Source organism: Lentzea sp. JNUCC 0626 (assembly GCF_043632865.1).
In the GTDB taxonomy this organism is placed as follows: domain Bacteria; phylum Actinomycetota; class Actinomycetes; order Mycobacteriales; family Pseudonocardiaceae; genus Lentzea.
The window spans coordinates 4,990,103-5,014,605 of record NZ_CP171635.1 but is presented as its reverse complement, the minus strand read 5'-3'; the positions used below and the strand labels follow the sequence as shown (position 1 = coordinate 5,014,605).

Genomic DNA, 24,503 nt, shown 5'->3' with positions numbered 1-24,503 from the left:
GATCAGGATCGTTCTTCGCTACCGGTCCCTGCCCGCACCCGCGGACGGAACCGCCGTGAAAAGCCTCGGCCGCGTGAGCGAGCGCGAGGCGAAGCCGGCGAGCACGGACCGCTCGACCTCGTCGTGCCGTTCGACGGGCACGAGGGCGATGGCCGAGCCACCGAAACCGCCGCCGACCATCCGGGCGCCCAGGGCGCCAGCCGCCATCGCGGAGTCGACGGCGACGTCGAGCTCCAGGCAGGAGACGCGGTAGTCGTCCCGGAGGCTCTCGTGGGAACCCGAGAGCAGCGGGCCGACGTCGGCGAGCCGGCCCGCGCGGAGCAGTTCGACCGTTCGCAGGACCCTGTCGTTCTCGGTCACGACGTGCCGCACCAGCGGACGCAGGTCTTCGGGCAGCCGGACGAGTGTCTGGTCGAGCTCCGCGATGTCGACGTCCCGCAGGGCGGGCACGCCGAGGATGCCGGCCGCACGTTCGCAGCCGGCCCGCCGGGCGCCGTAGCCGCCGTCGACGAGGGCGTGGCTGGCGCGGGTGTCGATGACGAGGACCTCGAGCCCGCTGGCAGCCGCGTCGAACGCGACCTGTTCCGGCTTGCCGGAGCGCACGTCGTAAAACAGCGCGTGCGCTTCGACGCAGCACAGCGATGCCGTCTGGTCCAGGATGCCGGTTGGCGCGCCCACGAAGTCGTTCTCGGAACGCTGCACCCAGCGCGCGATGTCCGGCCGTTCGGCGTCGACGCCGGCGAGGCCGAGCAGCGCGAGCGCGACAGCGCACTCCAGGGCGTGCGAGGAGGACAGACCGGCCCCCGCGGGCACGTCGCCCGCGATGACGAGGTCCGCCCCGCCGGTGACGGGGATCCCCTGCTCGCGCAGGGCCCAGGCGACGCCACCGGGGTACGCGGCCCACCCCTTGACGGTGCCGGGGACTAGGTCGGCGACCACGACCGGGTCCGCCTCCTGCACCTCGCCGTCGTCGCCCATCGTGCCGACGTTCATGACGCCGTCGGCACGGGGCGACGCCGCTACCGCGATGCGGTGGGGCAACGCGAACGGCAGCACGTAGCCGTCGTTGTAGTCGGTGTGCTCGCCGATGAGGTTGACGCGGCCAGGGGCCGACCACACTCCCTCCGGCGTGCGTCCGTACAGACGCTGGAACGCCTCGGCCGCCTTCGCCGCCGGTGTTGTCGCCTGGGTCACCGGGCGAGCACCAGGACGGCGTGGGCGACCGCGGGGTCGAGTTCAGCGGAGTTGCCGTTGCCGCCGCGCACCTGGATGACCTTGGCGCCACCCAGCGCCTCGACCTCCACGGTGCCGCCCGGCACCACGCCGGCGTCCTTCAGTTCGGCCATCAGGTCCGGGTCGAGCTGGACGTGCTCGGCGATGCGGCGCACCTCGACGCGTCCGCCACCGCGGCGGGCCACCTCGTCCACGCGCACCAGGTCCGCCTCGGCGGGCGGCGCCGGCTCGCCGTCGCCCAGCTTGTCGAGGCCGGGGATCGGGTTGCCGTAGGGCGAGGTGGTGGGGTTGCCGAGGAGCTTGATGAGCTTGCGTTCGACCGCCTCGCTCATCACGTGCTCCCAGCGGCATGCCTCGCTGTGCACGTGCTCCCACTCGAGCCCGATGATGTCCACGAGGAGGCGCTCGGCGAGCCGGTGCTTGCGCATGACGGCGATCGCGAGGTTGCGGCCCTGCTCGGTGAGTTCGAGGTGGCGGTCCTCCGCCACGACCACAAGGCCGTCGCGTTCCATGCGGCCGACGGTCTGGCTCACCGTCGGTCCACTTTGGCCCAGGCGCTCGGCGATGCGGGCGCGCAGCGGCACCACGCCCTCTTCCTCAAGCTCGTAGATCGTGCGGAGATACATCTCCGTGGTGTCGATGAGGTCGTTCACACCCGCTCCCCTTCGTATGGTGTCAATGGTAGTCGTGCCGGGGGACACAGGTGTCCGCGCGGGTGCAGGATGTGAGTCGTGCATCCCTTGATCACTCCTGAGGCCCTCGCCGATGCGCTGAGTGCGCGCCCGGCCACCGTTGTGCTGGACGTCCGGTGGCGTCTCGGTGGACCACCCGGACGCCAAGACTACGAGGTCAGCCACGTGCCTGGCGCGGTGTACTTGGATCTGGACACCGAGCTGTCCGCTCCGCCCGGTGTCGGGGGCCGCCATCCGCTGCCGGAGCCGGAGCGTCTGCAGGAGGTGCTGCGCCGCGCCGGCGTGCGTGAGGGCGGCCAGGTCGTGGCCTATGACGCGGGGGACGGGTCGGTCGCCGCGCGGGTGTGGTGGCTGCTGCGGTGGGCCGGGTTCGGTGAGGTCGCGGTGCTGGACGGCGGGTTCGCCGCGTGGGAGGCCGCCGGGTTGCCGGTGACCGACGAGGTGCCGTCCGAACTGGCTGGCGATGGCCTCGGCGACGTGGTGGTGCGGTCCGGGCAGATGCCGGTGCTGGACGCGGACGGGGCGGCGGCGCTCGCGCGGGACGGCGTGTTGCTCGACGCTCGTGCGGCCGCTCGGTACCGCGGGGAGACCGAGCCGGTGGATCCGAAGGCCGGGCACGTTCCGGGTGCGCTCAACGCGCCGAGCGCTGGGCACGTCGGGGCGGACGGGCGGTGGCTCGGGGCTGAGGAGTTGGCCTCGCGGTTCGCTGGGCTCGGGGTGTCGGACGGGGTGGCTGTCGGGGCGTATTGCGGGTCTGGGGTGACCGCCTCGTCCGTGGTGCTCGCGCTGGAGGTTGCGGGCGTGACGTCGGCCGAGAAGCCGGCCGCGTTGTACGCCGGGTCGTGGTCCAACTGGTGTGCGTTGGACCGGGAGGTCGCTACCGGCGGCTGACCTGTGCGGCGGGTGGTTGTGGATGGGGCCTAGGCGTTGGGGATTCGGTTGAAGCCCTCGGTGGCGAGTTTGAGGGCCGTGGCGCAGGTGTCCAGGTCATCGATCGCCAGGACGCTCACCGAGAAGGCCGAGGTGATGACGGTCGGGTCGTCGGTCAGGATGACGGTGACCTGGCAGTCCTCCTTGCCGGCGGCTACCTGCCAGGCGGTGTTGCCGCCGATTTCGATCTGCTTCTTCTCGCCGTCCTGGTCTGCGATGTCCGGGACCGTGACGATCTGGGTGATGACGGCGGACGGGCCGGTGGTGGTGTGGATGCAGCCGCCGTCCGCCGAGGACTTGCCGCCGGTGGCGGCTTCGATGTCCGCCGCTTTGAGGACGCCGCAGATTTCCAGGCCGTTGGCCTTCTTCTTGGTGCCGATCTTCACGGCGCCCTGCTGTTGTGGCTTGGTGGGGGTGGCCGGCTTGGAGTTGGCGGTGCTGGCCGGCGGTTTCCTCGAGGTCGTGGTGGGGTCGGAGGCCTCTTGGGTGGCGTTCGGGTCGGCTGTGGCGGTGCCCTTGACCTCGGCGGCGCAGCCTGTGGCGGCGAGGAGGGTCAGGCTCAGTGCTGCGAGTACGGCCGCTGCTCTCGGGTGCATGCGCCTCTGACCCCTGTTCGGTGAGATCGGTTCCGCCGGCCAGGTGCGCCGGGGCGAAGCGACTGTAGGTTGCTGGGCATGGGTAAGCCAGCCGCGGTTGTCTGGGACAGGTCCTTCCTCGGGTACGACCTCGGTGGCGACCATCCGCTCAATCCCGTCCGGCTCGATCTGACGGTGCGGCTCGCTACTGCGCTCGGGGTGTTGGACGGCGTCGAGTTGCGGGTGCCTGAGGCGGCCAGCGACGAAGAGATCGAACTGGTGCACAAGCCTGGGTATTTGAGTGCTGTGCAGGCCGCGCCTACTGCTGGGTGGGATGTCGGGCACGGGTTGGGGACGGCGGACAACCCCGTGTTCGAGCGGATGCACGAGGCTTCGGCGTTGGTGGTGGGCGGGTCGCTGGTGGCGGCTCGGGCCATTGCGTCGGGGGAGGTGGATCGGGCCGTCAACATCGCTGGTGGGTTGCACCACGCGATGCCGGACAGCGCGGCTGGGTTCTGCGTTTACAACGACTGTGCGGTGGCCATCGAGTGGTTGTTGCGCAGTGGGGTGGAGCGGATTGCTTACGTTGACGTCGACGTGCATCACGGGGACGGGGTGCAGACGGCGTTCTGGGACGACCCGCGGGTGCTGACGGTGTCGTTGCACCAGACTCCGATGAGCTTGTGGCCGGGGACCGGGTGGGCCGGCGAGGTCGGGGGCGCTGGGGCCGAGGGGAGTTCGGTCAACGTGCCGTTGCCCGCCGGGACTCGGGACGGTGGGTGGTTGCGGGCGTTTCACGCGACGGTGCCGGCGTTGTTGCGGGCGTTTCGGCCTCAGGTGCTGGTGACGCAGTGCGGGGTGGACACGCATCGGGAGGATCCGTTGGCGGACCTGTCGTTGAGCGTGGACGGGCATCGGGCGATCTACCAGGCGTTTCGGGACCTCGTGAACGAGCACGGGTACAAGTGGCTCGCGCTTGGTGGGGGCGGGTACGAGTTGTTGCGGGTGGTGCCTCGGTCGTGGACGCACTTGTTGGCGACGGTGCTGGATCGGGATGTCGACCCCGATCGGCCGTTGCCCGCGGACTGGGTGGCTCATGCGACACGGATCGCGCCTGAGTGGCCGTTGCCCGCGTCCATGACCGACGGATGCGACCCTGGGTACCAGCCGTGGGGCGGGGACGCGGAGGAGTCGGTGGACAAGGCGATCCGCGAGACTCGTCGTGCGGTGTTCCCGCTGCACGGGCTTGATCCCGACGACCCCAGGGACTGACACAAGTGGTGGACAGCGTGCCGGGCAGGGATCCGTTCGACTTTCCGCGGCGGTGGGAGGCCGACGTCGTCCTGAGCGACGGCGGGACGGTCCATCTGCGGCCCATCACGCCGGACGACGGCGAGAAGTTGCGGGAGTTCCACGGGCGGCTGTCGGAGCGGACGCGGTACTTCCGGTACTTCGGGCCCTATCCGCGGATTCCGCAGCGGGATCTTGAGCGGTTCAGCACCGTCGACCACCACGATCGGGTCGCGCTCATCGCGTTGCTCGGCGACGACGTCGTCGCCGTCGGGCGGTTCGACCGGCTGCACGGCGAGGGGCACCGCGGGGACAGCGCCGAGGTCGCGTTCGTCGTCGAGGACGGGCATCAGGGGCGTGGGCTCGGCAGCATCCTGCTCGAACACCTCGCCGCTGCGGCGCGGGAGGTCGGGCTCGCGCGGTTCGAGGCCGAGGTGCTCGCCGAGAACGGGCAGATGGTGCGGGTGTTCCGCGACGCCGGGTACCAGGTCAGCAGGGCGTTCGAGGAGGGCGTGCTGCACCTGGAGTTCGCGATCGACCAGACCGACGAGTCCGTCGCGGTCGCCAGGGCGCGCGAGCAGGCCGCCGAGGCGCGCAGCGTGCACAACCTGCTGCATCCCCGCAGTGTCGCGGTCATCGGCGCGTCCACCGACCCCACCAAGATCGGGCACGCGGTCCTCAAGAACCTCCTCGAAGCCGACTTCAACGGGCCCGTCTACCCCGTCAACGCCGAACATCGCGCCGTACGGGGCGTGCGGGCCTATCCGACCGTGCTCGACATCCCCGACGACGTCGACCTCGCCGTCGTCGCCGTGCCCGCCGCCAGCGTCGACGAGGTCATGGACGGATGCCTCGCCAAGGGCGTGAAGGCACTCGTCGTCGTCAGTTCCGGCTACGGCGAGACGGGACCGGACGGGCTGTCGGCCGAACGCAGACTCGCGGCGGAGGCGAGAGCGCACGGCATGCGCGTCGTCGGCCCGAACGCGCTCGGCGTGCTCAACCTCGACCCCAAGGTCCGCCTCAACGCGAGCCTCGCCCCCAAGCTGCCGGAACGCGGCCGCGCGGGCTTCTTCTGCCAGTCCGGCGCCCTCGGCACGGCCATCCTCGCCAACGCCGCCGGCTGGGGCCTCGGCCTGTCGACGTTCGTGTCGGCCGGCAACCGCGCCGACGTCTCCGGCAACGACCTGCTCCAGTACTGGGAGACCGATCCCGCCACCGACGTCGTCCTGCTCTACCTGGAGTCCTTCGGCAACCCGCGCAAGTTCGCGAGGCTCGCCAGACGACTGGGCCGCACCAAACCCATCGTCGCGGTGAAGTCCGGACGGCACGCCGTCGTCCCCGGCCTCGCCGCCACCGCCGCCAAGGTCGACGAGGCGAGCGTCCAGGCCCTGTTCGAGCAGGCCGGCGTGATCAGGGTCGACTCGCTGGCCCAGCTCTTCGACACCGCCCTGCTGCTCTCCCACCAGCCGTTGCCCAAGGGCAAGCGCGTCGCCGTCGTCGGCAACTCCACCGCGATCGGCCTGCTCGCCGCCGACACCCTGCTCGCCCAGGACCTCGACCTCGCGGGCGATCCCGTCGACGTCGGCGCCCAGGCCACGCCGGAGGAGTTCGCGAAGGCCGTCCGGGAGGCTCTCGACCGCGCCGACACCGACGCCCTCGTCGTCGTGTTCGTGCCGCCGGTCGCCGTTCCCGGCACCGCCTACGCGCGCGCCATCCGGGAAGCCGCCCACCGCGCGAAGCCGATCGTGTCGACGTTCCTCGCGGTCGAGGGCGTCCCCGACGAGCTGCGGATTCCGGGCAAGGGCGGGATTCCCAGCTACGCCAGTCCCGAACGCGCCGTGCTCGCCCTCGCGCGGGCCGTCCGCTACGCCCGCTGGCGGGCCGCGCCGCAGGGCATGTTCGTGCGGCCCGAAGGCATCGACCTCGACCGCGCGAGGTCCATTGTGGACAGCCCAGACGCCGAACGCAGGCTCAGCGACGAGCAGGCCGTGCAACTGCTGCAGTGCTACGGCATCGACGTCGTCCCGTTCCGCATCGCCCACAGCGAACAGGAAGCCGCCGAGGCCGCGGACGAACTCGGCTACCCCGTCGCCATGAAGTCCACCAGCGAACGCCTGCGCCATCGCACGGATCTCGTCGGCGTGCGCCTCGACGTCGCCCAGCAGGAGTCCGTCCGGGCCGCCTACCACGACCTCGCCGCGCTCTCCGGCAACCACGGCGTCTACGTGCAACGCATGGCGCCCAAGGGAGTCAGCTGCGTCCTGGGCCTGCAGGACGACCCGAGCTTCGGCACGCTGGTCTGGTTCGGACTGTCGGGACTGGTCAGCGATCTTCTCGGCGACCGCGCCTACCGGGCGGTCCCGCTCACCGACACCGACGCGGCGGAACTCGTTGCCGCGCCGAAAGCAGCACCGTTGCTCACCGGCTACCGCGGCGACGAACCCGCGGACCTGAAAGCACTTCAGGAACTGGTACTCCGTTTGGCCGCGTTGGCCGAGGACCTTCCGGAGGTGCGGTCGTTGAAGCTCGAACCGGTTCTTGCTTCTGCCGCAGGGGCTTTCGTGAGCAGCGCGCGCATCGTCGTCGGGCCTCCTCCCTCGCTGCACGACGCGGGTCCACGCCGTCTTCGGTAAGACGCTACTGATGAGTTACCGCAACGATTCCGATGTTTCATTCGCGTTGAGGTATGGACATGCGTCCTTTCGGCGCTTAGGTTTCCCGCATCGCCGACGCAGCGCCTCCCAGGTGTGCAGGCGCACGCCCGTGGAATAAGCGTTGTAGCTGAGAATCGCTGTGAGTAGGGACGAATGACGCCAAGAGCACTTCTCCGCCTGGTGGCGACCACCATCGCCGCCGTGCTCCTGCTCGCATCGTGCGCGGGCGGCGGCGGGAACGGAATGGCCGGCAAGGTCAGTTCCAACGACCGCATGATCATCGCCGTGTCGTACGACCAGCCCGGACTGTCGGTGCGCAGGCTCGACGGCAGCTACCGCGGCTTCGACGTCGACGTCGCGAAGTACATCGCGAACGAGCTGGGCGTCAAAGAGCAGAACATCACCTGGAAGGAAGCGCAGCCGGGCAACCGCGAAACGCTTCTGACCAGCGGTGAAGCCGACATGGTCGTCTCCACCTACTCGATCACCGACAAGCGCAAGCAGATCGTCGACTTCGTCGGCCCCTACTTCGTCGCGGGCCAGGACCTGCTGGTGCGCATGAACGAGAACCGCATCGAGGGCCCGAAGTCCCTCAACGCCACCCTGCGCCTGTGCTCCACCGCCGGGTCGACCTCCGCCGCCTACGTCCGCGACCAGTTCGCCAAGGACGTGAAGATGGTCGAGTACGCGAAGTTCAGCGACTGCGTCACGGCGCTGCTCGCGGAGAACGTCGACGCCGTCACCACCGACGACGTGCTGCTCGCCGGGTACGCCGCCCAGAACCCCGAACTCCTGCGGGTCGTCGGCGACCCGTTCAGCAAGGAGGAGTACGGCGTCGGCCTGCACCGCGACGACCCGGACAGCAAGGCCAAGGTCCAGGCCGCGATGCAGAAGATGATCGACACGGGTGCGTGGCGCAAGTCGCTCGAGGCGAACATCGGATCTTCCGGCTACAAGATTCCCGACCCGCCGAAGCTGGCCCCGTGATCACACGGGGCGTCACGTAGGCTCACGCCACGTGAACCGCGTCCCGCCGCACCGCGCTGATCGACCCGTTCGCGCGGGCATTCCAGAACACGGCCGCGTCCCGCGTTACTACGCGGTCAAGGCCGAACTGTTCGACCTCGTCGAGAACCTCGGCGAAGGCACCGTCCTGCCGTCCGAACGCGAGCTCGCCGAACGGTTCTCCGTCTCGCGCGTCACGCTCCGTCAGGCCGTCAGCGAACTCGTCCTCGAAGGCAAGCTCATCCGGCGCCAGGGCAGCGGCACGTTCGTCGCGCCGCCCAAGCTCGTCCAGCCGTTGTCCCTGGTCAGTTACACCGAGGGCATGCGCCGTCAGGGCGTCGAGCCGAACCGCACGGTCATCACCGTCGAGGAACTCGGCGCCGACGAGGGCCTCGCCCGCGACCTGACGCTCGAACCCGGCGACCCGATCCTGCACCTCGAACGCGTGCTGCTCGCCGACGACGAACGCATCGGCCTCGAATCGACCTACCTCAGCCTGACCCGCTTCCCGGACCTGCTGGAGAAGCTCGACCCCGCCGGCTCGCTCTACGCCTGCCTCACCGAACGGCTCGGCGTGCGGTTCGCGGAGGCCGAGGAACGTGTCGAGACGGTCCTCGCCACGCCCCGCGAGGCGTTGCTGATCGGCACGAACCCGGCACTGCCGATGCTGTTGCTGCACCGCGTGTCCTACGACGTCGAGGGTCACCCGATCGAACGCGCCCGGTCGCTGTACCGGGGCGACCGCTTCAGCTTCGTCGCGAGGCTGCACGCCGAACGCTGACCCCGAGCCCACCGCAGTGCCCTGTCCACTGTGGAGGGAGTTCCTTCGGGCCCCAACGGACGACGCCCCGCACTTTGCGTGACTTCCTTGGCGCGTCCGGGAGAGTGACGTTCGGCCGCGCTGACGCGAGCGCCGCCGCACCGGCGGACGAAGTGACTGCGGGTCACCGGAATCCCGTGCGGCCACAGGAAGAGACCGCCCGTTCGCACTCGTTCCCCGCTCAAGCAGCGGAGGTACTGTTGGTGGTACGAACTTCAGGACGTCCGCAACGGTGCGGAGGAGCGGGGGTGGCCGTGTCCTTCAAGGCGGAGTTCCTCGCAGAACTCGAAGACTGCTTGCGCGGCTACGGCGCCGTCCCGGTGAGCAACCCCGACGCGCTCGCGTTGTTCATCGAGTTCGTGCGCGCCCTTCCGGAGACCGACCAGAGGCTGCGCTGCCTCGAAGGCGTCGACCAGGGGTCCGGGTCGTTCTGGAACAACCCCGCCGTGTGGTGGGAGCAGGTGCCGCGGTTCGGCGCGGGGCTGCCGCGCTGCGGATCGGCGGAGTGCCGCAAGTTGCTCGACGACATGCTGGACGAGGCGATCAGCGACGAGATCGACGTGCTGGAGATGGAGATCCGCGAACTCCCCAGCTAGTCCGGACATGCCTGCCGGCGCCGCCACCTGTTACGGCCACGGCGCCGGGGCTTCCAGCACTTATTTGACGGCGACCAGCGACTTGAAGAGTTCCCGATAGCGGTGGAGAGCCAGTCGCAGGTCCTCGGTCTGTGGATCACTGTTTCCCTCGAGCTGCTTGGTGAGGGAACGGTGGCGGCTGGTGAGCTCCTCCAGGGCGCGCGTCACGAGGTCGTCGGCCTTGCGGACCGCGGACTTCGGGTCGTCGACGAAGTCGTACTGCACGGCCTGCCACTCGTCTTCCAGCTTGCCGATCGACCGCGACTCCGTGGAACGCTGCGGTTCCGCGTGCCGCTGTTCGGTGCGTTGCGGTTCCGTGCGCTGGTGTTCGGTCTTCTGCGTTTCGGTCTTCTGTGCGTCGGCGCGCTGGGCATCCGTGCGCTGAGCGTCGGTGCGTTGCGCGTCAATCCGTTGTGCCTCAGCGTGTTGCGCCTCGACGCGCTGAGCCTGCTGCGGCATGCGCTCGGGCTGCTGCGGCGACTGCTGGGGCGTCTGCTGTGGTGTGTGCTGGGGCCGGGCCGGGGTGGGAACCCCCGCGGCGTGAGTCGGGGCCTCAGACATCAGACTTCTCCTTCCGCACGGCTTCGGGGTTCTTGCGCGGGGACGCGCCGTGTTCGAGCAGATCGGTGAACAGCTCGCGGTAGTGGACCATCGCGGTGCGCAGGTCCTCGGTGCTCGCCTCGCCGATCTCCTGGCGCTCCGAGATGTCGTGCGCCTTGCGGTAGTGCTCCAACGTCCGCGCGTGCTCGACGGACAGCACGCTCAGCTGCGCCTCGTACCCCTCGGTGGGATACCCGCGCTCGGCCATCAGATCGGTCACGAGGCGGTCGGCGTCGGCGATGGCGCTCTCCGGCGAGTCGACGAACTTCGCCTGCACGTTCGCCCAGTGCCGGCGGTAACTCTCCTGCGCCGTCGGGGAAAGCGGCTTCAGGTCGAACTCGCTGTGGCGGTGTTCCCGCTCCGCGAGCTCCTTCTCCGCAGCTGATCTGTTGTCGCTGCGTTCGACCACGCGGTCGTACTCAGGGCCGAAGCGGTCGCGAAGCTTCTTGCGCTGCATGGCAGGCCTCAGCACGATCGCGAGGATCACCAATGCCGCGACGATCGCGACCACAACGCCGATGATGGCGCCCGTTGACATGGAAAAACCTCCAAGACAGGCAAACTCTCTGGCTGTCCGGGAGGCTTTCCCGTTCACTCACAAGGGAAACATCAACCCTTGATACAAACCACCTGCTTGAGCTTGGCGACCACCTCGACCAGGTCGGACTGGTTCGCCATCACCGCGTCGATGTCCTTGTACGCGCCCGGAATCTCGTCCACGACACCGGAGTCCTTGCGGCACTCGACACCACTTGTCTGGGCGGCGAGATCCTTCGTCGTGAACGTCTTGCGGGCCTTGTTGCGCGACATCTTCCGGCCGGCGCCGTGCGACGCCGACATGAACGAGTCGGGGTTCCCGAGCCCGCGCACGATGTACGACCCGGTGCCCATGGAGCCCGGGATGATGCCCAGTTCGCCCCGTCCGGCACGGATCGCACCCTTGCGCGTCACCAGCACGTCCTCGCCGAAGTGGTTCTCCTCGGCCACGTAGTTGTGGTGCGCGGAAATGGGTTCGTCGAAGGAGATCTGCGGGAACTCCTTGCGCAGCACGTCGCACACCAGGCGCAGCATGACCGCGCGGTTGCGGCGCGCGTAGTCCTGCGCCCAGTACAGGTCGTGCCGGTAGGACGCCATCTCCGGCGTGCCCGCGAGGAACACGGCGAGGTCCGGGTCCGGCAGCTCGGCGTTGTGCGCGAGCGTGCGCGCCACCGCGATGTGGTGCTGCGCCAGCTCGTTGCCGATCCCGCGCGACCCCGAGTGCAGCATGACCCACACCTGCTGGTCGCCGTCCAGGCAGACCTCCAGGAAGTGGTTGCCGCCGCCGAGCGTGCCCATCTGGTGCATCGCCTTGTCGGCGCGCGCCTTCACGACCGGCGTGAGGTCGTCGAACTTCCGCCAGAACGAGCCCCAGTCGGACGCGTCCCTCTCGGTGAACGCCGTCGCGCGGTGCTGTCCGAACCCGACCGGGACCACGGACTCCATGCGGGACCGCAGCCCGCGCAGTGTCTCCGGCAGGTCGTTGGCCGTGAGCGAGGTGCGCACAGCGGTCATGCCGCAGCCGATGTCCACGCCGACCGCCGCGGGGGAGACGGCGTCGCGCAACGCGATCACCGAACCCACCGTGGCGCCCTTGCCGTAGTGCACGTCCGGCATCACCGCGACGTGCTTGAAAGCCCAGGGCAGCGAGGAGATGTTCTGCAACTGCCGCATGGCGAACTCCTCGACCTCTTCCGGCCGAGTCCACATGCGAATGTCCACGTTCTGACCGCGGACCAGGGTTGCTGCCATGCGTTCGAGGTTAGGTGGCGCTTTGCCGTTCCACCAAAGGGTTTTCGGGACTCACCGGGCCACCGCGCGCTTGTACTGGTAGTTGGCCAGCGGAACGAAGATCAGCAGGAAGATCACGACCCAGGCCAGGGACGCGATCACCGGGTGCTGCAACGGCCACGCGTCGGGCGCGGGTTGCAGGGGAGAGGTGTTGCCGAACAGTTCGCGGGCGGCGAGCGTGACGGCGGAGACCGGGTTCCACTCGGCGATGTGCCGCAGGCCCGCCGGGAGGTTCTCCGACTGCACGAACGTGTTCGCGATGTAGGTGATCGGGAAGATGAAGATGAAGCTGGCGTTGTTGAACACCTCGGGACTGCGCACCAGCAACCCGATCCACGCCATCGCCCACGAGAACGCGTAGGCGAACAGCAGCAGGATCCCGATCGCTGCGAGAGCTTCCAGCGGCGACGAGTGGATGCGCCAGCCGACGATCAGGCCGGTGATCATCATGATCACGATGACCAGCGCGTTGTTCACCAGGTCCGACGTCGTGCGGCCGATCAGCACGGCCGAGCGCGCCATCGGCAACGACCGGAACCGGTCGATGATGCCCTTGGTCATGTCCTCGGCGAGACCGCTGCCGGTGATGGTGGCGCCGAACAGCACCGTCTGCGCGAAGATGCCCGCCATCAGGAACTCGCGGTAGTCCATGCCGGGGATCTGGATCGAGCCGCCGAACACGTAGGCGAACAGCAGCACGAACATGATCGGTGCCGCCGTGGAGAACACCAGCAGGTCCGGCACGCGTTTGATCTTGATGAGGTTGCGCTTGGCGACGACCCCGCCGTCCGCGAGCGCTTGCCACAGCTTCACTTCTCGTCCTCGCCTTCGGTGACGTCTCCTGGGTGGTGGCCGGTCAGGGTCAGGAACACGTCGTCGAGCGTCGGCCGGCGCAGTCCGATGTCGAGGACCTTCACCGACTCGGCGTCGAGCCGCCGGATCGCCTCCATCAGCACCGCGGAGCCGCCCGTGACCGGCACGAGCAGGTGCTGCTGGCGGTCGTCCGACTCGATCTGGCCGACGGCGAGGTCGGCGAGCGCGGACTTCGCGGCCACGAGCGCGTCGGGCGAGGCGACGGACAGTTCGAGGCGTTCGCCGCCGACCTGGTCCTTCAGCTGGTCCGCGGTGCCCTCGGCGATGACCTTGCCGCGGTCGATGACGGCGATCTGGTCGGCGAGCCGGTCGGCCTCCTCCAGGTACTGCGTGGTGAGCAGCAGGGTGGTGCCGCCCTGGACGAGTTCCTCGATCACGTCCCACATGCCGAGGCGGGACCGCGGGTCGAGGCCCGTCGTCGGTTCGTCGAGGAACAGCACCGACGGACTCGCGACCAGCGCGCCCGCGAGGTCGAGGCGGCGTCGCATGCCGCCCGAGTAGCCCTTCACCGGACGGTCCGCGGCGTCCTCCAGGTCGAACCTGGTGAGCAGTTCGCGGGCCCGCTCCCGGCTTCGGGCGCGGCCCAGGTGGTAGAGCCTGCCGACCATGTCGAGGTTCTCGAACCCGGTGAGGTTGTCGTCGACGGCCGCGTACTGGCCGGACAACCCGATCCGGCCGCGCAGCTCCTGGGCCTGCCTGCGGACGTCGAGCCCGTCGACGCTCGCCGTGCCCTCGTCGGCTTCGAGCAGGGTGGTGAACACGCGCACGGCCGTCGTCTTGCCGGCGCCGTTGGGACCCAGCAGTCCCATGATGGTGCCCTCGGGGACTCTGAGGTCCAGGCCGTCGAGCGCGACGACCGATCCGTACCGTTTGATCAGGCCTTCGGCCACGATCGCGTCTGTCATGCGGGCCGTCATGGCCGCCGGGTCTGACAATTTCGTCCGATTTTGGCCCGCGTCGGGACCTCGGTGTGGTGATTGACAGCGGACCGGAACGTGAAAATACTTCGGTCGCATGGAACGCGTGTGCGTCATCGGGGCGGGCTCGTCCGGCATCGCCGCATGTCAGGTCCTCAGCGCTCGCGGCATCGAGTACGACTGCCTCGAGGCCGGGTCCGAGATCGGCGGCAACTGGCGCTACCTCAACGACAACGGCATGTCGTCGGCCTATCGCTCCCTCCACATCAACACGTCGCGGCAGATGATGGAGTACAAGTCCTTCCCGATGCCCGCGCATCTGCCCGCTTATCCGTCGCACTTCCAGATCGCCGAGTACTTCGACGACTTCGTCAAGCACCACGGGTTCCGCGACCGCATCCGGTTCCGCACCGAGGTGACGTCCGTTTCCGTCGTGCCCGATGGATATTCGGTGACGGCCCGCGATCGCGACAGCGGCGAGGAGGTTTCGGGTGCCTATCGTTCAGTAATCGTCGCGAACGGGCACCACTGGTCGCCGCGGATGCCCGAACCCGCGTTTCCCGGCTCGTTCGACGGCGAACAGACCCACGCGCACTTCTACAAGACGCCGGAACGATTCGCCGGCAAGAAGGTGCTGGTTCTCGGCATCGGCAATTCGGCGTGCGACATCGCGGTCGAGACGTCGCGGGTGTCCGCCCGGACTTTTCTCGCCATGCGCCGGGGCGCGCACATCATGCCGAAATACCTGTTCGGCATGCCGACCGACCATCTGACGACCTCGCCGCTGGCCCGATTCGCGCCGGGATGGCTCCAGGCGTTGTCCCTGCGGGCGATGCTGCGGCTGGCGCGCGGGCGGCTGTCGGACTACGGGTTGCAGGAGCCGTCGCACGGGATCCTCGCGGCGCACCCGACGGTGTCCGACGACCTGCTGACCCGGCTCGGGCACGGCGACATCACCGTGAAGCCGAACCTGACGCGCCTCGACGGGTCCGGTGTCGTCTTCGCGGACGGGTCGCGCGAGGACGTCGACGTGATCGTCTACTGCACCGGTTACAAGGTGGAGTTCCCGTTCCTGGATGTCGCGGAGTTCCCTGCGGTGTCGGACGCGGGCAACGACGTGGCGCTGTACCGCCGTGTCGTCGATCCGGCACACCCCGGGCTGTACTTCCTCGGGCTGATCCAGCCGCTCGGCGCGATCATGCCGCTGGCCGAGGCGCAGGCCGAGTGGGTCGCCGACCTGATCTCCGGACGCGGGGCGCTGCCGCCGGTGCCGGAGATGAAGGCCGAGATCACCACCTACCGGGAACGGCTGCGGCGGCGGTACGTGAAGTCGTCGCGGCACACCCTGGAGGTCGACTTCCTCGGGTACCGGCGTGAACTGGAGGCGGAACGGCGGGCGAGCGCGGCGAGGCGCTGATCCGGATTCACGGTGGACACGACTGGGTACGGTCGGGGCGTGTCGTCGACTGCTCAGGTGATCGTGCTCAACGGTGGGTCCAGTTCCGGCAAGTCGGGGATCGCGCGATGTCTTCAGGCGGTGCTGCCTGAGGCGTGGCTCGCGGTCGGGGTCGACACGCTGATCGACGTGATGCCGGCTCGGTTGCGGCTCGGATCCGAGGGGATCGGGTTCGGCGGGGACGGCGAGGTCAGCGTCGGGGCCGAGTTCCGGCTGCTGGAGGACGCGTGGATGACGGGCGTCGCGGCGATGGTGCGCGCCGGGGCACGGGTGATCGTCGACGACGTGTTCCTCGGTGGGGTGGAGTCGAGGAAGCGGTGGGAGTCCGCGCTCGACGGACTCGACGTCGTGTGGGCCGGGGTGCGGTGTGACGCCGCCGTCGCCGCCGGGCGCGAACTCGCGCGGGGCGACCGGGTCGCCGGGATGGCCGAGGCGCAGGCCGAGCTGGTGCACCGGGGGATGACGTACGACGTCGAGGTCGACAGCGCGCGGGCCGAGGCCGTCGAATGCGCGAGGGTGATCGCCGCGGCGGCCGGGCACCACTTCTAACGCGGCGGGTCGTCGTTCGGCGCGCAGGAACCGCCGCCCTGGGGCCAGCACGACGCCCCCGTCGGCACCGGCGGCCGGAACGTGGACTTCGACAGGATCGTCGCCAGATCAGTATCCAATATATTGCCGAGGCTGATGCGGCGGGCGAAGACGCACGGCCAGACGTCGCCGGACGGGGCGATCGCGACGGCGCCGTCGCCGCACCGGCCGCACAGCTGATCCAGGGCGAAAGCGTTTGCGCCCCGGCCCACGGCGCGTTGGCGGTCCGTGCCGATCGACACGACGCCGAGCGACCTCAGGTCGGCGACGGCGGCCTGGACGGGCGCGGGGGAGCCGACGTCGATCACGCCCGCGCGCAGCGGGATGTCCCGGCTCACCGCCTCGGCGATGTTGGCGCGGGTCCGGGCGTGGCTGCCCCGGCGGCGCGTGACCGACTCGTGGCGGGTCGGCGTGGCGGAGTAGTAACTGGTCGCCAGGCGCACGCCGGGACGGGAGAAGGACTCCCACAGGCGCGGGCCGATGTGCACGAGATTGCTGAACACCTCGACCTCGAGTCCCGCGGTCAGCGCGCGGTCGATGAAGTGCGGCAAATCCGGGTGCAATGTGGGCTCGCCCCCGATGAACTGAACCGATTTCGCGCCGAGTGCCGCGACGGCGTCGACGGCGCGGAACCAATCGGCGGTTCCGAGTCTCCCCGAGTCGCCACGCGGCCCGGAGTCCGCGTAGCAGTGGGTGCAGCTCAGCTGGCATTTTCCGGTGATCTCAAACCATGCGAAACGCAGGTCGGTCATGTCCCGCTCCCCTGGACGTAGCCGTGCGATAACCCATCTTGCCCCGGCTCGTCGCAAAAAGACCTGTCGAATTCACCCAGACATCGGTCTGCTGTTGAGGGGATGACATGTCGCCGACACGAATAGGCCGAAGACCTCGGCGTATTGGTTATAACCGAGTAATCGTCCGGTCCCGACCGTCTCATTAGGCACGCCCGCGATACCGCTTCCACGGGACTGGAGAGGGAGCGCGCAAACAGAAACGGGGCCGCCGGCGAGAAGCCGGCGACCCCGTCTCGGAGACGAATCAGTGCGTGCCGAGCACGCCGTCCACCCGCCGCGGAATGCCCAGCGGGTTCGCGTCCTGCAGCTCGACCGGCAGCAACGCGTCCGGCCACGACTGATAGGTCACCGGCGCGATCCAGCGCCGGATCGACGTGGCACCCACCGACGTGTGCAGCGGGTTCGTCGTCGCGGGCCACGGACCACCGTGGTGCTGGCCCCACGCCACCGCGACCCCGGTCGGCCAGGCGTTGAAGATCAACCGGCCCGCCACGTGCCGCAGGATCTCGGCGACCTCGCCGGCCTCGGCGTGGTCGGACTCGGCCGCGTGCACCGTGCCGGTCAGCGTGCCCGGCAGCTTCGCGAGCACCGAGTGCAGTTCCGACGGCGACGAGTAGGTGACGATCAGAGCCGCCGGGCCGAAGTGCTCCTCGGTCAGCTTCTCCAGGTTCTCCTCGAACACCCCGACCGACGTGCTGAACAGCAGCGGCGCCACCGCCCACGCCTCGTCCGGCCGGGTCCCCGTGGACACCACGGACACCAGGTCCGACGCGGCCAGCGCGTCCGTGCCCGCCTTGTAGGAGTCGCACATCCGCTCGTTCAGCATCGCGCCACCCGACGACGCCGCGACGGCCTCGCCCAGCGCGGACACGATCGACTCGGGCGCGAACACCAGGCCGGGGTTCGTGCAGAACTGCCCGACGCCCATCACCAGCGACGCGGCGAACCCGGCCGCGATGTCCGGCGTCGCCGCGCCCGGCAGGATCACCGTCGGGTTCACGCTGCCCAGCTCGCCGTAGAACGGGATGGGGTCCGGCCGGCCCTGCGCCAGGTCGAACAACGCCCGCCCGCCGCCGGTCGACCCGGTGAACCCGACCGCGCGCACCGCGGAGTGCTTCACCAGCGCGACACCGGACTCGGTGCCGTACACGATCCCGAACACGCCCTCCGGCGCACCGGCCTCGCGCAGCGCGTCCACGACGACCCGCGCGGTCTCCCGCGACGTCGACGGGTGCGCCGAGTGCGCCTTCACCACGACGGAACAGCCCGACGCCAGCGCGGACGCGGTGTCACCACCGGCCACCGAGAACGCGAACGGGAAGTTCGACGCGGAGAACACCGCGACCGTCCCGAGTGGACGGAGCACGCGCCGCAGCACCGGCCGCGGCGGGATGATGTCCGGGTTCGCCGTGTCCAAAGTGGCCTCGACGTAGCTGCCCTCGCGCAGCACCTCCGCGAACAGCCGCAGCTGGTTCGTCGTGCGCTTCAGCTCGGTCGTCAGCCGCGGCACGCCCAGCGCCGTCTCGCCGTCCGCCGTCTCGATCAGCAACGCCGACTCGGCGTCGATCGCGTCCGCGACCTTCTCCAGCACGACGGCGCGGTCCGCCGCCGGAACCGCCGACCACGCCGTGAACGCGACGGCCGCGGCCGAGGCGATCCGATCCACCTCGCTGTCAGGCGTCTTGGCGACCGCCGAGCCGAACGGCTCACCGGTGCGCGGGTTGTATCCCTGAACGACGTGGCTCAACGCCCTGCCTCCTTGACTGCCGTGTCGAAATCGGGGCCGCACCAGGCCCCGCCAACGAACCTCGCCGCGGGCGACGAGGGGTCGAGCTCACCGCCGTGCTGCTCCAGCACGGCGGCCGCGTACTCCTCGGAGTCGTCCTGCGGCTCGTACCCGATCGCGCGCGCCTCGTCCAGAGAGAACCAGCCGCGCTTGTTGTCCGACACCCCCCAGACGATCCGGAATCCGGGCGACTCGACGGAAAGGCACGCCTCGAACAGGCGCGCGCCGTCGTCGGGGGACATCCACGTCGAGAGCATCCGCACGTCGCGCGGCTTCTCGAAGCACGACCCGATGCGGATCGCGATCACGTCCAGGCCGTAGCGGTCGGCGTACAGCGACCCCAGCGCCTCCAAGGCCACTTTGGACACTCCGTAGTACGTGTCCGGGCGCGGGAACGCGTAGTCGCCCGCCTCGCCGTCCGCGCGTTCGACGTAGCCGACCGCGTGGTTCGAGCTCGCCAGCACGACCCGGCGGACCCCGGAGCGCCGCGCGGCCTCCAGCACCGTGTGCGTGCCGTCGATGTTGACCCGCAGGATCTTGTCCCACGACTCTTCCAGACTGTGGCCGCCGAGGTGGATCACCGCGTCGACGTCCTTCATCGCCGCCTCCATCGCGGCCATGTCGGTCACCGACGCCTCGACGAGCTCGACGTTCTCGCCGTCGGCGGCCGCGGGCAGCTCCGCGATGTCCAGCAGCCGCAGGACACGGCCCTGCGCCGCGAGACGGGTGCGCATGAGCGTGCCCACCCCGCCGCCGGCGCCGGTGATCAGGATGCGTGCGGTCACGGGATGGAACCCTCCGTCTTGTTCAGGTTTCGGCACAACGTCAACGGCCGAACTGCCGCAGCAGTTCGGTGATCGTCCGCGCGGCGTCGAGCAGCGCTCCGACGACCTGCCGTTCGTGCTCGGGCGTGAGCCTGCCCAGCGGAACCGAGCAGCTCATGGCGTCCAGCACGGGATTGCGGTACGGCAACGCCACCGCGAAGCAGCCCAGCCCGGGCGTGTTCTCCTCGCGTTCGTGGGCGTAGCCGACGTTGCGGAACCCGGCGAGCTGCTCGTGCAGCGCCGCCCGGTCGGTCACGGTGTTCGGCGTCAGCGGCGCCAGCTCGGTCGGCAGGATCAGATCGACGTCCTCCGGCGTGCGCGTCGACAGCACGGCCTTGCCCAGTGACGTCGAGTGCGCGGGCAGTCGGCGGCCGACGCGCGAGACGACGCGCAGGTGGTGCTCGGACTCGCGGCTCGCCAGGTAGACGACGTCCGCACCGTCCAAACGGGCAAGGTGAACCGTCTCGTTGATGTCCTGACGCACCTGCTCCATCACGCGGATCGCCGCCCGCACAACGGGGTCGTGGTCCAAATAGGACGTACCGACGAGCAGCGCGCGCACGCCGATGCCGTACGTGCCGCGGTCGGAGTCGACCTCCACCCAGCCACGCGCCACCAGCGTCTGCAACAGCATGTAGAGGCTGGACTTCGGATAGCTGAGCTCGCGGTGCAGTTCCGTGAGCGTGAGCCTGCGGTCCGAGGCGGACAGCACCTCGAGCAGCTCGACCGTGCGGTCGGCGGACTTCACCGCACCGGGACGAGTCGTGCCCTTGTCGATCGGCGTCGCCACCTGCAGCCTCCTCGAAACAGGGAAGAAACTTTCCCTTGACACGTTGCTGTGCTGATTCTTACAGTCCTGTCCCAGGTTCACAAGTACGACCCACGTTCACATATCTGAACACGAAGGGCTCCGACGATGCGCCGTAGAACTGCCACAACACTTGCCACGCTGGGCGTGGCCGCGCTGCTCGCCGGGTGCGGCGGCGGTGGTGGCACGACGGCCGCGTCGAACAAAGACCCGAACAAGCCTCTAGAGGTGTGGACCCGCTCTACCGAGGCAACCGCGAAGGTCTACGAGAAGATCTTCAAGTCGTTCACCGAGAAGACCGGTGTGCAGGTCGACTACAAGCCGATCTTCAACGACTTCGACAAGCAGGTGCAGCAGCGCGCCGCCTCGAAGGACCTCCCCGACGTCGTCATCACCGACACGGGTTCGCTCGGCAACTTCGTCAAGCAGGGCTGGACGACCGAGGTCAACAGGGACGACGTCGCGGGTGCCGCCGACATCGTCGACCGCGCCTGGAACAACGGGAAGGGCGCGGACGGCAAGTTCTACGCCATCCCGTACTCCACCCAGGCGATGGTCACGCTGATCCGCAAGGACTGGCGCGAGAAGCTCGGCAAGCCCGTCCCCACCACGTGGGAGGAGCTCGACGACCTCGCGAAGGCGTTCACCTTCAACGACCCCGACGGCAACGGGCAGAACGACACCTACGGCATGCTCGTGCCCGGCACGACCGACCGCGGCTACCTCGGCTGGTGGGCCGCGAGCTACATCTGGCAGGGCGGCGGCGACATCCTCGAGGACGAGGGCGACGGCAAGTTCCGCGTCGGCATCGACTCGCCGGAGTCCACCAAGGCCGTCGAACGGCTGCGCAAGCTCTTCTGTGAAGACAAGGTCATGCAGCCCGGCTCGCTGACCCTCGGCACGAACGACGCGCACCCGCTGTTCGAGTCCGGCAAGAGCGGCATCTACCTCACCGGCCCGTACATGATCGGCCGCTTCGACAAGTCGATCGGCAAGGACAAGTACGAGGTCGTCGCGTCCCCCAAGGGACCGGCCGGCGCCACCGTGCTCGGTGAGGGCGAGAACATCTACCAGATGGCCGGCTCCGCGAAGACCGCCGACCAGAAGAAGCTCGCCGAGTACCTGATCACGCCCGAGGCGCAGCAGGCCGGCATGAAGGGCGACCCGCAGCCGGTCGTGCGGCTCCCCGTCAACAAGACCGTCGACGTCAACGCGACGTACAAGGACCCGCGCTGGGCGACCGTGGCGGGCGTGTACGCGAGCGAGGCGCGGCCGTTCCCCAGCGTCCCGAACTTCGCGCCGTTCCGGCAGAAGACCTCGGAGACCCTCAACTCCATCTTCGCGAAGTGCCCCGCGGACTCCTCGGCTGAGCTGAAGACCCTCGCGGAAGCCCTCAAGAAGGAACTCGAAAACCAGAAGGCGTCGAAGTGACCTCTGTTCAGTCACTCGGCGAAACCCGAGACGTGGGCTCGACGGCTAGTGGCGGCGGTGCCGTCGAAACCCACCCCGTGAGGCGGCGCCGCCGGCGCCGCCTCACGGGAGCCACCTTCATCCCGTGGCTCTTCCTCCTCCCGGCCGCGCTGATCTTCCTGGTCTTCAAGTTCATCCCGATGGCCGAGGGCATCCGGCTCTCGTTGTTCGAGGTCCGGCCGTTCCTCGGGGACATCTTCGTCGGCTTCAAGAACTACGCGACGATCCTGCAGGACGAGAAGTTCCTGACCGCCAGCTGGCACACCCTCGTGCTGGCCGGCGGTCAGACGATCGGCGCGATGGTCATCGGCTTCTTCCTGGCGTTGCTGCTGGAAGGCCACACCAAGTCGCTGTGGTTCGTGCGGTCCGCGGTGTTCCTGCCCGTCGTGGCGGCCACCGCGGTCATCGGTGAGATCTGGCGGCTGTTCTTCTACCCGGCACCCGAGGGCTTCCTCAACGAGCTGATCTCGTGGGTCGGCCTCGGACCGTGGGAGTACATCCACAGCACGGACACCTCGCTGGTGTCGGTCATGTTCGTCGGCATCTGGAAGCACGCGCCGTACGACATGGTGCTGATCCTCGCGGGCCTCGCCGGCATCGACCGCCAGCAGTACGAGGCGGCCGCGATCGACGGAGCCACGACGCCGCAACGGATCTGGAACGTCACGCTGCCGGCGTTGCGGCCGGTCATCACCATTCTGCTGACGCTGGCGGCGATCCGCGGCCTGCGCGTCTTCACCGAGGTGTACGTCCTGACCGGCGGTGGTCCCGCGGGATCGACCGACGTCTGGATGACCCGCGTGTACACCACGGCGTTCGAGCAGTCCGAAGCCGGACTCGCGTCGGCTGGTTCGGTGTTGTTGTTCCTGGTTACCTTGATTCTGACGGTCAGCGTGCAGTGGTACCGCCGCAGGAGGGAAGCGCGATGAGCACCGTGAACTCAAGCCGCTTCGACAGTGCCATCGGCTGGTCCGCCCGCCCGGACGCGTGGGTCAGCAAGGGCATCAGGTTCCTCTTCTCGGCCCTCGCTGTAATCCTTTTCTGCGGGCCGTTGCTGGTGATCTTCTCCGGAGCGTTCGACCACAACCCGGACCCGACCAAGCTGTCGGTCATCCCGGACAACCCGTCGCTGATCAACTTCCAGGTGGCGGCGGAGAACAAGATCTGGCACTACCTGATGAACTCGCTGATCATCGCGGGTGGTGCGCTGCTGTTGCAGCTGGCGGTGAGCGTTTTCGCCGCGTACGCGTTGGCGCGCAAGAAGTTCCGCGGTCAGGCCATCGCACTGCTGGTCATTCTCGCCACGATGATGTTGCCGGAGGAGGTCATCGCGATCCCGCTGTCGCTGGTGATCGGAGACCTACCGCTGGTGCACGTGAGTCTCAAGGGCACCCTGCTGGGCGTCATCCTCCCGCTGGGGGCTTGGGGATTCTCCATCTTCGTCATGACGGAGTTCATGAAGGAGATCCCCAACGAGCTGGAGGAAGCGGCCAAAGTGGACGGTGCCGGGGAGCTGCGTCTCTTCGCGCAGATCATCCTCCCGCTGTGCAAACCCGCGCTCGGCGTGATCGCCGTGTTCGGCTTCAACATGATTTGGGAGCAGTACCTGCTCCCCCTGATCGTCGCCGCTGACCCCTCCGATTACACGCTCACGGTCGCACTTCTCGCGCTCCGCTCCGACGACATGGTCGGAACGGGCATCGTGCTGGCCGGTGCGTTGCTGGCGCTGGTACCGAGCCTCGTCGTGTACCTGTCGCTGCAGAAGTCCTTCCTGCGTGGGATCACCACCGGAGCGATCAAGGGATGAGTCTGGTTATGCAACTCGATGGTGTGCTGTTCTTTCCGGTGACCCCGTTCGACAGCGAGGGGAACATCGCGTACGACGTGCTCGCCGAGCACGTCAAGCACGGTGTCTCCGCCGGGCCGGGCGCGGTGTTCGCCGCGTGCGGCACCGGCGAGTTCCACGCCCTGGGGCTGGAGGAGTTCGAACGGACCGTCGCCGTCGCGGTCGAGGCGACCGCGGGCAAGGTGCCGGTGTTCGCCGGCGCGGGTGGGTCGATCGCGCAGACCAAGGAGTTCGTGCGGGCGGCGGAACGCGCCGGCGCGCAGGGCATCCTGCTGCTGCCGCCGTACCTGGTGACGAACCCGCCCGCGGGTCTCGTGCGCTACGTCGCGGAGGCCGCCGGGGCGTCCGAGCTGCCGGTCATCGTGTACCAGCGCAACAACGCGCGGTTCACGCCGGAGACCGCCGTCGAGGTCGCCTCGATCCCGAACGTCATCGGCTTCAAGGACGGCCTGGGCGACCTCGACCAGATGCAGCGGATCGTGCTGTCCGTCCGTGCCAACGTTGACAAGCCGTTCCAGTTCTTCAACGGCCTGCCGACCGCGGAGATGACGCAGCTCGCGTACCGCGCGATCGGGGTCGAGCTCTACTCGTCGGCGGTGTTCTGCTTCGCGCCGGAGATCTCGATCGGTTTTTACAACGCTGTACAGGCCGGTGACACCGAGCTGGTGAACCGGTTCCTCTACGAGTTCTACAAGCCGCTGGTCGAGCTGCGGGACAAGGTTCCCGGCTACGCGGTCGCTCTGGTGAAGGCCGCGGTGCGCGCGAACGGCCTCGACGTCGGGGGCGTGCGCCCGCCGCTCGTCGACCCGGCCGACGAGCACCTGGCCGCGCTGGACAAGATCATCGCCGCTGGTAAGGCACTGCTGAGCTGAGAGGGCGG

Annotated in this window: 24 protein-coding genes; 12 read left to right on the top strand and 12 right to left on the bottom strand. The window is 68.9% G+C overall.

From position 1 onward, the window contains the following. Positions 1–18: 18 nt before the first annotated feature. Both galK and JNUCC0626_RS22155 read right to left on the bottom strand, forming a co-directional pair. The gene (gene galK / locus JNUCC0626_RS22160; RefSeq protein ID WP_394621689.1) at positions 19–1,194 is read right to left on the bottom strand and encodes a galactokinase; all 1,176 of its coding nucleotides are present in this window, start codon (positions 1,192–1,194) and stop codon (positions 19–21) included. Beyond that, on the bottom strand, positions 1,191–1,886 hold the full coding sequence (locus JNUCC0626_RS22155; protein ID WP_394621688.1) for a metal-dependent transcriptional regulator: 696 nt from the start codon (positions 1,884–1,886) through the stop codon (positions 1,191–1,193). The genes galK and JNUCC0626_RS22155 overlap by 4 nt, the downstream gene beginning before the upstream one ends. A 78-nt stretch (positions 1,887–1,964) precedes the next feature. Here JNUCC0626_RS22155 and JNUCC0626_RS22150 point away from each other — a divergent pair, with 78 nt between their 5' ends. Then, on the top strand, positions 1,965–2,816 hold the full coding sequence (locus JNUCC0626_RS22150; RefSeq protein WP_394621687.1) for a sulfurtransferase: 852 nt from the start codon (positions 1,965–1,967) through the stop codon (positions 2,814–2,816). Between the two features lie 29 nt (positions 2,817–2,845). Here the strand turns inward: JNUCC0626_RS22150 and JNUCC0626_RS22145 are convergent, their stop codons facing one another. After that, positions 2,846–3,451, bottom strand: coding sequence for a hypothetical protein (locus JNUCC0626_RS22145; RefSeq protein WP_394621686.1), 606 nt, complete (start codon positions 3,449–3,451; stop codon positions 2,846–2,848). 78 nt (positions 3,452–3,529) lie between these two features. On the opposite strand from JNUCC0626_RS22145, the gene JNUCC0626_RS22140 reads away from it, so the two are divergent. The 5 genes from JNUCC0626_RS22140 to JNUCC0626_RS22120 all read left to right on the top strand — a co-directional run bounded on the left by JNUCC0626_RS22140 (position 3,530) and on the right by JNUCC0626_RS22120 (position 9,795). Beyond that, entirely contained in the window at positions 3,530–4,702 is a 1,173-nt protein-coding gene (locus JNUCC0626_RS22140; protein WP_394621685.1) for an acetoin utilization protein AcuC, read from the top strand. A 17-nt stretch (positions 4,703–4,719) separates the two neighbouring features. Next, a complete protein-coding gene (locus JNUCC0626_RS22135; protein WP_394621684.1) occupies positions 4,720–7,353 on the top strand; it encodes a GNAT family N-acetyltransferase in 2,634 nt (877 codons plus the stop codon). Between the two features lie 174 nt (positions 7,354–7,527). Then, positions 7,528–8,361, top strand: a complete 834-nt coding sequence (locus tag JNUCC0626_RS22130) for a glutamate ABC transporter substrate-binding protein (RefSeq protein ID WP_394621683.1) — start codon at positions 7,528–7,530, stop codon at positions 8,359–8,361. Between the two features lie 31 nt (positions 8,362–8,392). Next, complete coding sequence (locus tag JNUCC0626_RS22125; RefSeq protein WP_394621682.1) at positions 8,393–9,160, top strand: GntR family transcriptional regulator; 768 nt, start codon at positions 8,393–8,395, stop codon at positions 9,158–9,160. Between the two features lie 287 nt (positions 9,161–9,447). Next, a complete protein-coding gene (locus JNUCC0626_RS22120) occupies positions 9,448–9,795 on the top strand; it encodes a hypothetical protein (protein WP_285646168.1) in 348 nt (115 codons plus the stop codon). A gap of 60 nt (positions 9,796–9,855) precedes the next feature. Here JNUCC0626_RS22120 and JNUCC0626_RS22115 read toward each other — a convergent pair whose 3' ends face one another. From JNUCC0626_RS22115 to JNUCC0626_RS22095, 5 genes are all read right to left on the bottom strand, one after another. Next, entirely contained in the window at positions 9,856–10,395 is a 540-nt protein-coding gene (locus tag JNUCC0626_RS22115; protein WP_394621681.1) for a hypothetical protein, read from the bottom strand. Further along, positions 10,388–10,972, bottom strand: a complete 585-nt coding sequence (locus JNUCC0626_RS22110) for a hypothetical protein (protein ID WP_394621680.1) — start codon at positions 10,970–10,972, stop codon at positions 10,388–10,390. Before JNUCC0626_RS22110 ends, JNUCC0626_RS22115 begins: the two co-directional genes overlap by 8 nt. Before the next feature lie 71 nt (positions 10,973–11,043). After that, on the bottom strand, positions 11,044–12,222 hold the full coding sequence (locus tag JNUCC0626_RS22105) for an RtcB family protein (protein ID WP_394621679.1): 1,179 nt from the start codon (positions 12,220–12,222) through the stop codon (positions 11,044–11,046). 51 nt (positions 12,223–12,273) lie between these two features. Further along, positions 12,274–13,074 carry an ABC transporter permease gene (locus JNUCC0626_RS22100; protein WP_394621678.1) on the bottom strand — a complete coding sequence of 267 codons (801 nt, stop codon included), beginning with the start codon at positions 13,072–13,074 and terminating at the stop codon, positions 12,274–12,276. Continuing rightward, positions 13,071–14,039, bottom strand: a complete 969-nt coding sequence (locus JNUCC0626_RS22095) for an ATP-binding cassette domain-containing protein (protein ID WP_394621677.1) — start codon at positions 14,037–14,039, stop codon at positions 13,071–13,073. Before JNUCC0626_RS22095 ends, JNUCC0626_RS22100 begins: the two co-directional genes overlap by 4 nt. A 109-nt stretch (positions 14,040–14,148) precedes the next feature. On the opposite strand from JNUCC0626_RS22095, the gene JNUCC0626_RS22090 reads away from it, so the two are divergent. Then, positions 14,149–15,468, top strand: a complete 1,320-nt coding sequence (locus JNUCC0626_RS22090) for a flavin-containing monooxygenase (protein WP_394621676.1) — start codon at positions 14,149–14,151, stop codon at positions 15,466–15,468. Positions 15,469–15,507: 39 nt separating this feature from the next. Then, entirely contained in the window at positions 15,508–16,056 is a 549-nt protein-coding gene (cpt, locus tag JNUCC0626_RS22085) for a chloramphenicol phosphotransferase CPT (RefSeq protein WP_394621675.1), read from the top strand. Here the strand turns inward: cpt and JNUCC0626_RS22080 are convergent. From JNUCC0626_RS22080 to JNUCC0626_RS22065, 4 genes are all read right to left on the bottom strand, one after another. Continuing rightward, positions 16,053–16,847 carry a radical SAM protein gene (locus JNUCC0626_RS22080; RefSeq protein ID WP_394621674.1) on the bottom strand — a complete coding sequence of 265 codons (795 nt, stop codon included), beginning with the start codon at positions 16,845–16,847 and terminating at the stop codon, positions 16,053–16,055. The two genes, cpt and JNUCC0626_RS22080, sit on opposite strands and share 4 nt — an antisense overlap. A 286-nt stretch (positions 16,848–17,133) precedes the next feature. Next, the gene (locus tag JNUCC0626_RS22075; protein ID WP_394621673.1) at positions 17,134–18,636 is read right to left on the bottom strand and encodes an aldehyde dehydrogenase (NADP(+)); all 1,503 of its coding nucleotides are present in this window, start codon (positions 18,634–18,636) and stop codon (positions 17,134–17,136) included. Then, complete coding sequence (locus tag JNUCC0626_RS22070; RefSeq protein WP_394621672.1) at positions 18,633–19,460, bottom strand: NAD-dependent epimerase/dehydratase family protein; 828 nt, start codon at positions 19,458–19,460, stop codon at positions 18,633–18,635. The genes JNUCC0626_RS22075 and JNUCC0626_RS22070 overlap by 4 nt, the downstream gene beginning before the upstream one ends. Before the next feature lie 40 nt (positions 19,461–19,500). Next, positions 19,501–20,289, bottom strand: a complete 789-nt coding sequence (locus tag JNUCC0626_RS22065; RefSeq protein ID WP_394621671.1) for an IclR family transcriptional regulator — start codon at positions 20,287–20,289, stop codon at positions 19,501–19,503. Positions 20,290–20,415: 126 nt separating this feature from the next. On the opposite strand from JNUCC0626_RS22065, the gene JNUCC0626_RS22060 reads away from it, so the two are divergent. The 4 genes from JNUCC0626_RS22060 (at position 20,416) to JNUCC0626_RS22045 (ending at position 24,495) form a co-directional block, all read left to right on the top strand. Then, the gene (locus tag JNUCC0626_RS22060; RefSeq protein ID WP_394621670.1) at positions 20,416–21,738 is read left to right on the top strand and encodes an ABC transporter substrate-binding protein; all 1,323 of its coding nucleotides are present in this window, start codon (positions 20,416–20,418) and stop codon (positions 21,736–21,738) included. Positions 21,739–21,815: 77 nt separating this feature from the next. Beyond that, positions 21,816–22,706: a carbohydrate ABC transporter permease gene (locus JNUCC0626_RS22055; protein ID WP_394621669.1), complete on the top strand. Its 891-nt coding sequence runs from the start codon at positions 21,816–21,818 to the stop codon at positions 22,704–22,706. Further along, positions 22,703–23,584, top strand: a complete 882-nt coding sequence (locus JNUCC0626_RS22050; RefSeq protein WP_394621668.1) for a carbohydrate ABC transporter permease — start codon at positions 22,703–22,705, stop codon at positions 23,582–23,584. Before JNUCC0626_RS22055 ends, JNUCC0626_RS22050 begins: the two co-directional genes overlap by 4 nt. A gap of 8 nt (positions 23,585–23,592) precedes the next feature. Continuing rightward, a complete protein-coding gene (locus tag JNUCC0626_RS22045) occupies positions 23,593–24,495 on the top strand; it encodes a 5-dehydro-4-deoxyglucarate dehydratase (RefSeq protein ID WP_394621667.1) in 903 nt (300 codons plus the stop codon). Positions 24,496–24,503 lie beyond the last annotated feature (8 nt).

Excerpts from the sequence above, each read along its gene's own strand:
- JNUCC0626_RS22145 (WP_394621686.1), bottom strand. The coding sequence starts at position 3,451 with ATGCACCCGAGAGCAGCGGCCGTACTCGCAGCACTGAGCCTGACCCTC.
- JNUCC0626_RS22140 (WP_394621685.1), top strand. The coding sequence starts at position 3,530 with ATGGGTAAGCCAGCCGCGGTTGTCTGGGACAGGTCCTTCCTCGGGTAC.
- JNUCC0626_RS22130 (WP_394621683.1), top strand. The coding sequence starts at position 7,528 with ATGACGCCAAGAGCACTTCTCCGCCTGGTGGCGACCACCATCGCCGCC.
- JNUCC0626_RS22115 (WP_394621681.1), bottom strand. The coding sequence starts at position 10,395 with ATGTCTGAGGCCCCGACTCACGCCGCGGGGGTTCCCACCCCGGCCCGG.
- JNUCC0626_RS22110 (WP_394621680.1), bottom strand. The coding sequence starts at position 10,972 with ATGTCAACGGGCGCCATCATCGGCGTTGTGGTCGCGATCGTCGCGGCA.
- JNUCC0626_RS22105 (WP_394621679.1), bottom strand. The coding sequence starts at position 12,222 with ATGGCAGCAACCCTGGTCCGCGGTCAGAACGTGGACATTCGCATGTGG.
- JNUCC0626_RS22095 (WP_394621677.1), bottom strand. The coding sequence starts at position 14,039 with ATGACAGACGCGATCGTGGCCGAAGGCCTGATCAAACGGTACGGATCG.
- JNUCC0626_RS22090 (WP_394621676.1), top strand. The coding sequence starts at position 14,149 with ATGGAACGCGTGTGCGTCATCGGGGCGGGCTCGTCCGGCATCGCCGCA.
- JNUCC0626_RS22080 (WP_394621674.1), bottom strand. The coding sequence starts at position 16,847 with ATGACCGACCTGCGTTTCGCATGGTTTGAGATCACCGGAAAATGCCAG.
- JNUCC0626_RS22060 (WP_394621670.1), top strand. The coding sequence starts at position 20,416 with ATGCGCCGTAGAACTGCCACAACACTTGCCACGCTGGGCGTGGCCGCG.
- JNUCC0626_RS22050 (WP_394621668.1), top strand. The coding sequence starts at position 22,703 with ATGAGCACCGTGAACTCAAGCCGCTTCGACAGTGCCATCGGCTGGTCC.
- JNUCC0626_RS22045 (WP_394621667.1), top strand. The coding sequence starts at position 23,593 with ATGCAACTCGATGGTGTGCTGTTCTTTCCGGTGACCCCGTTCGACAGC.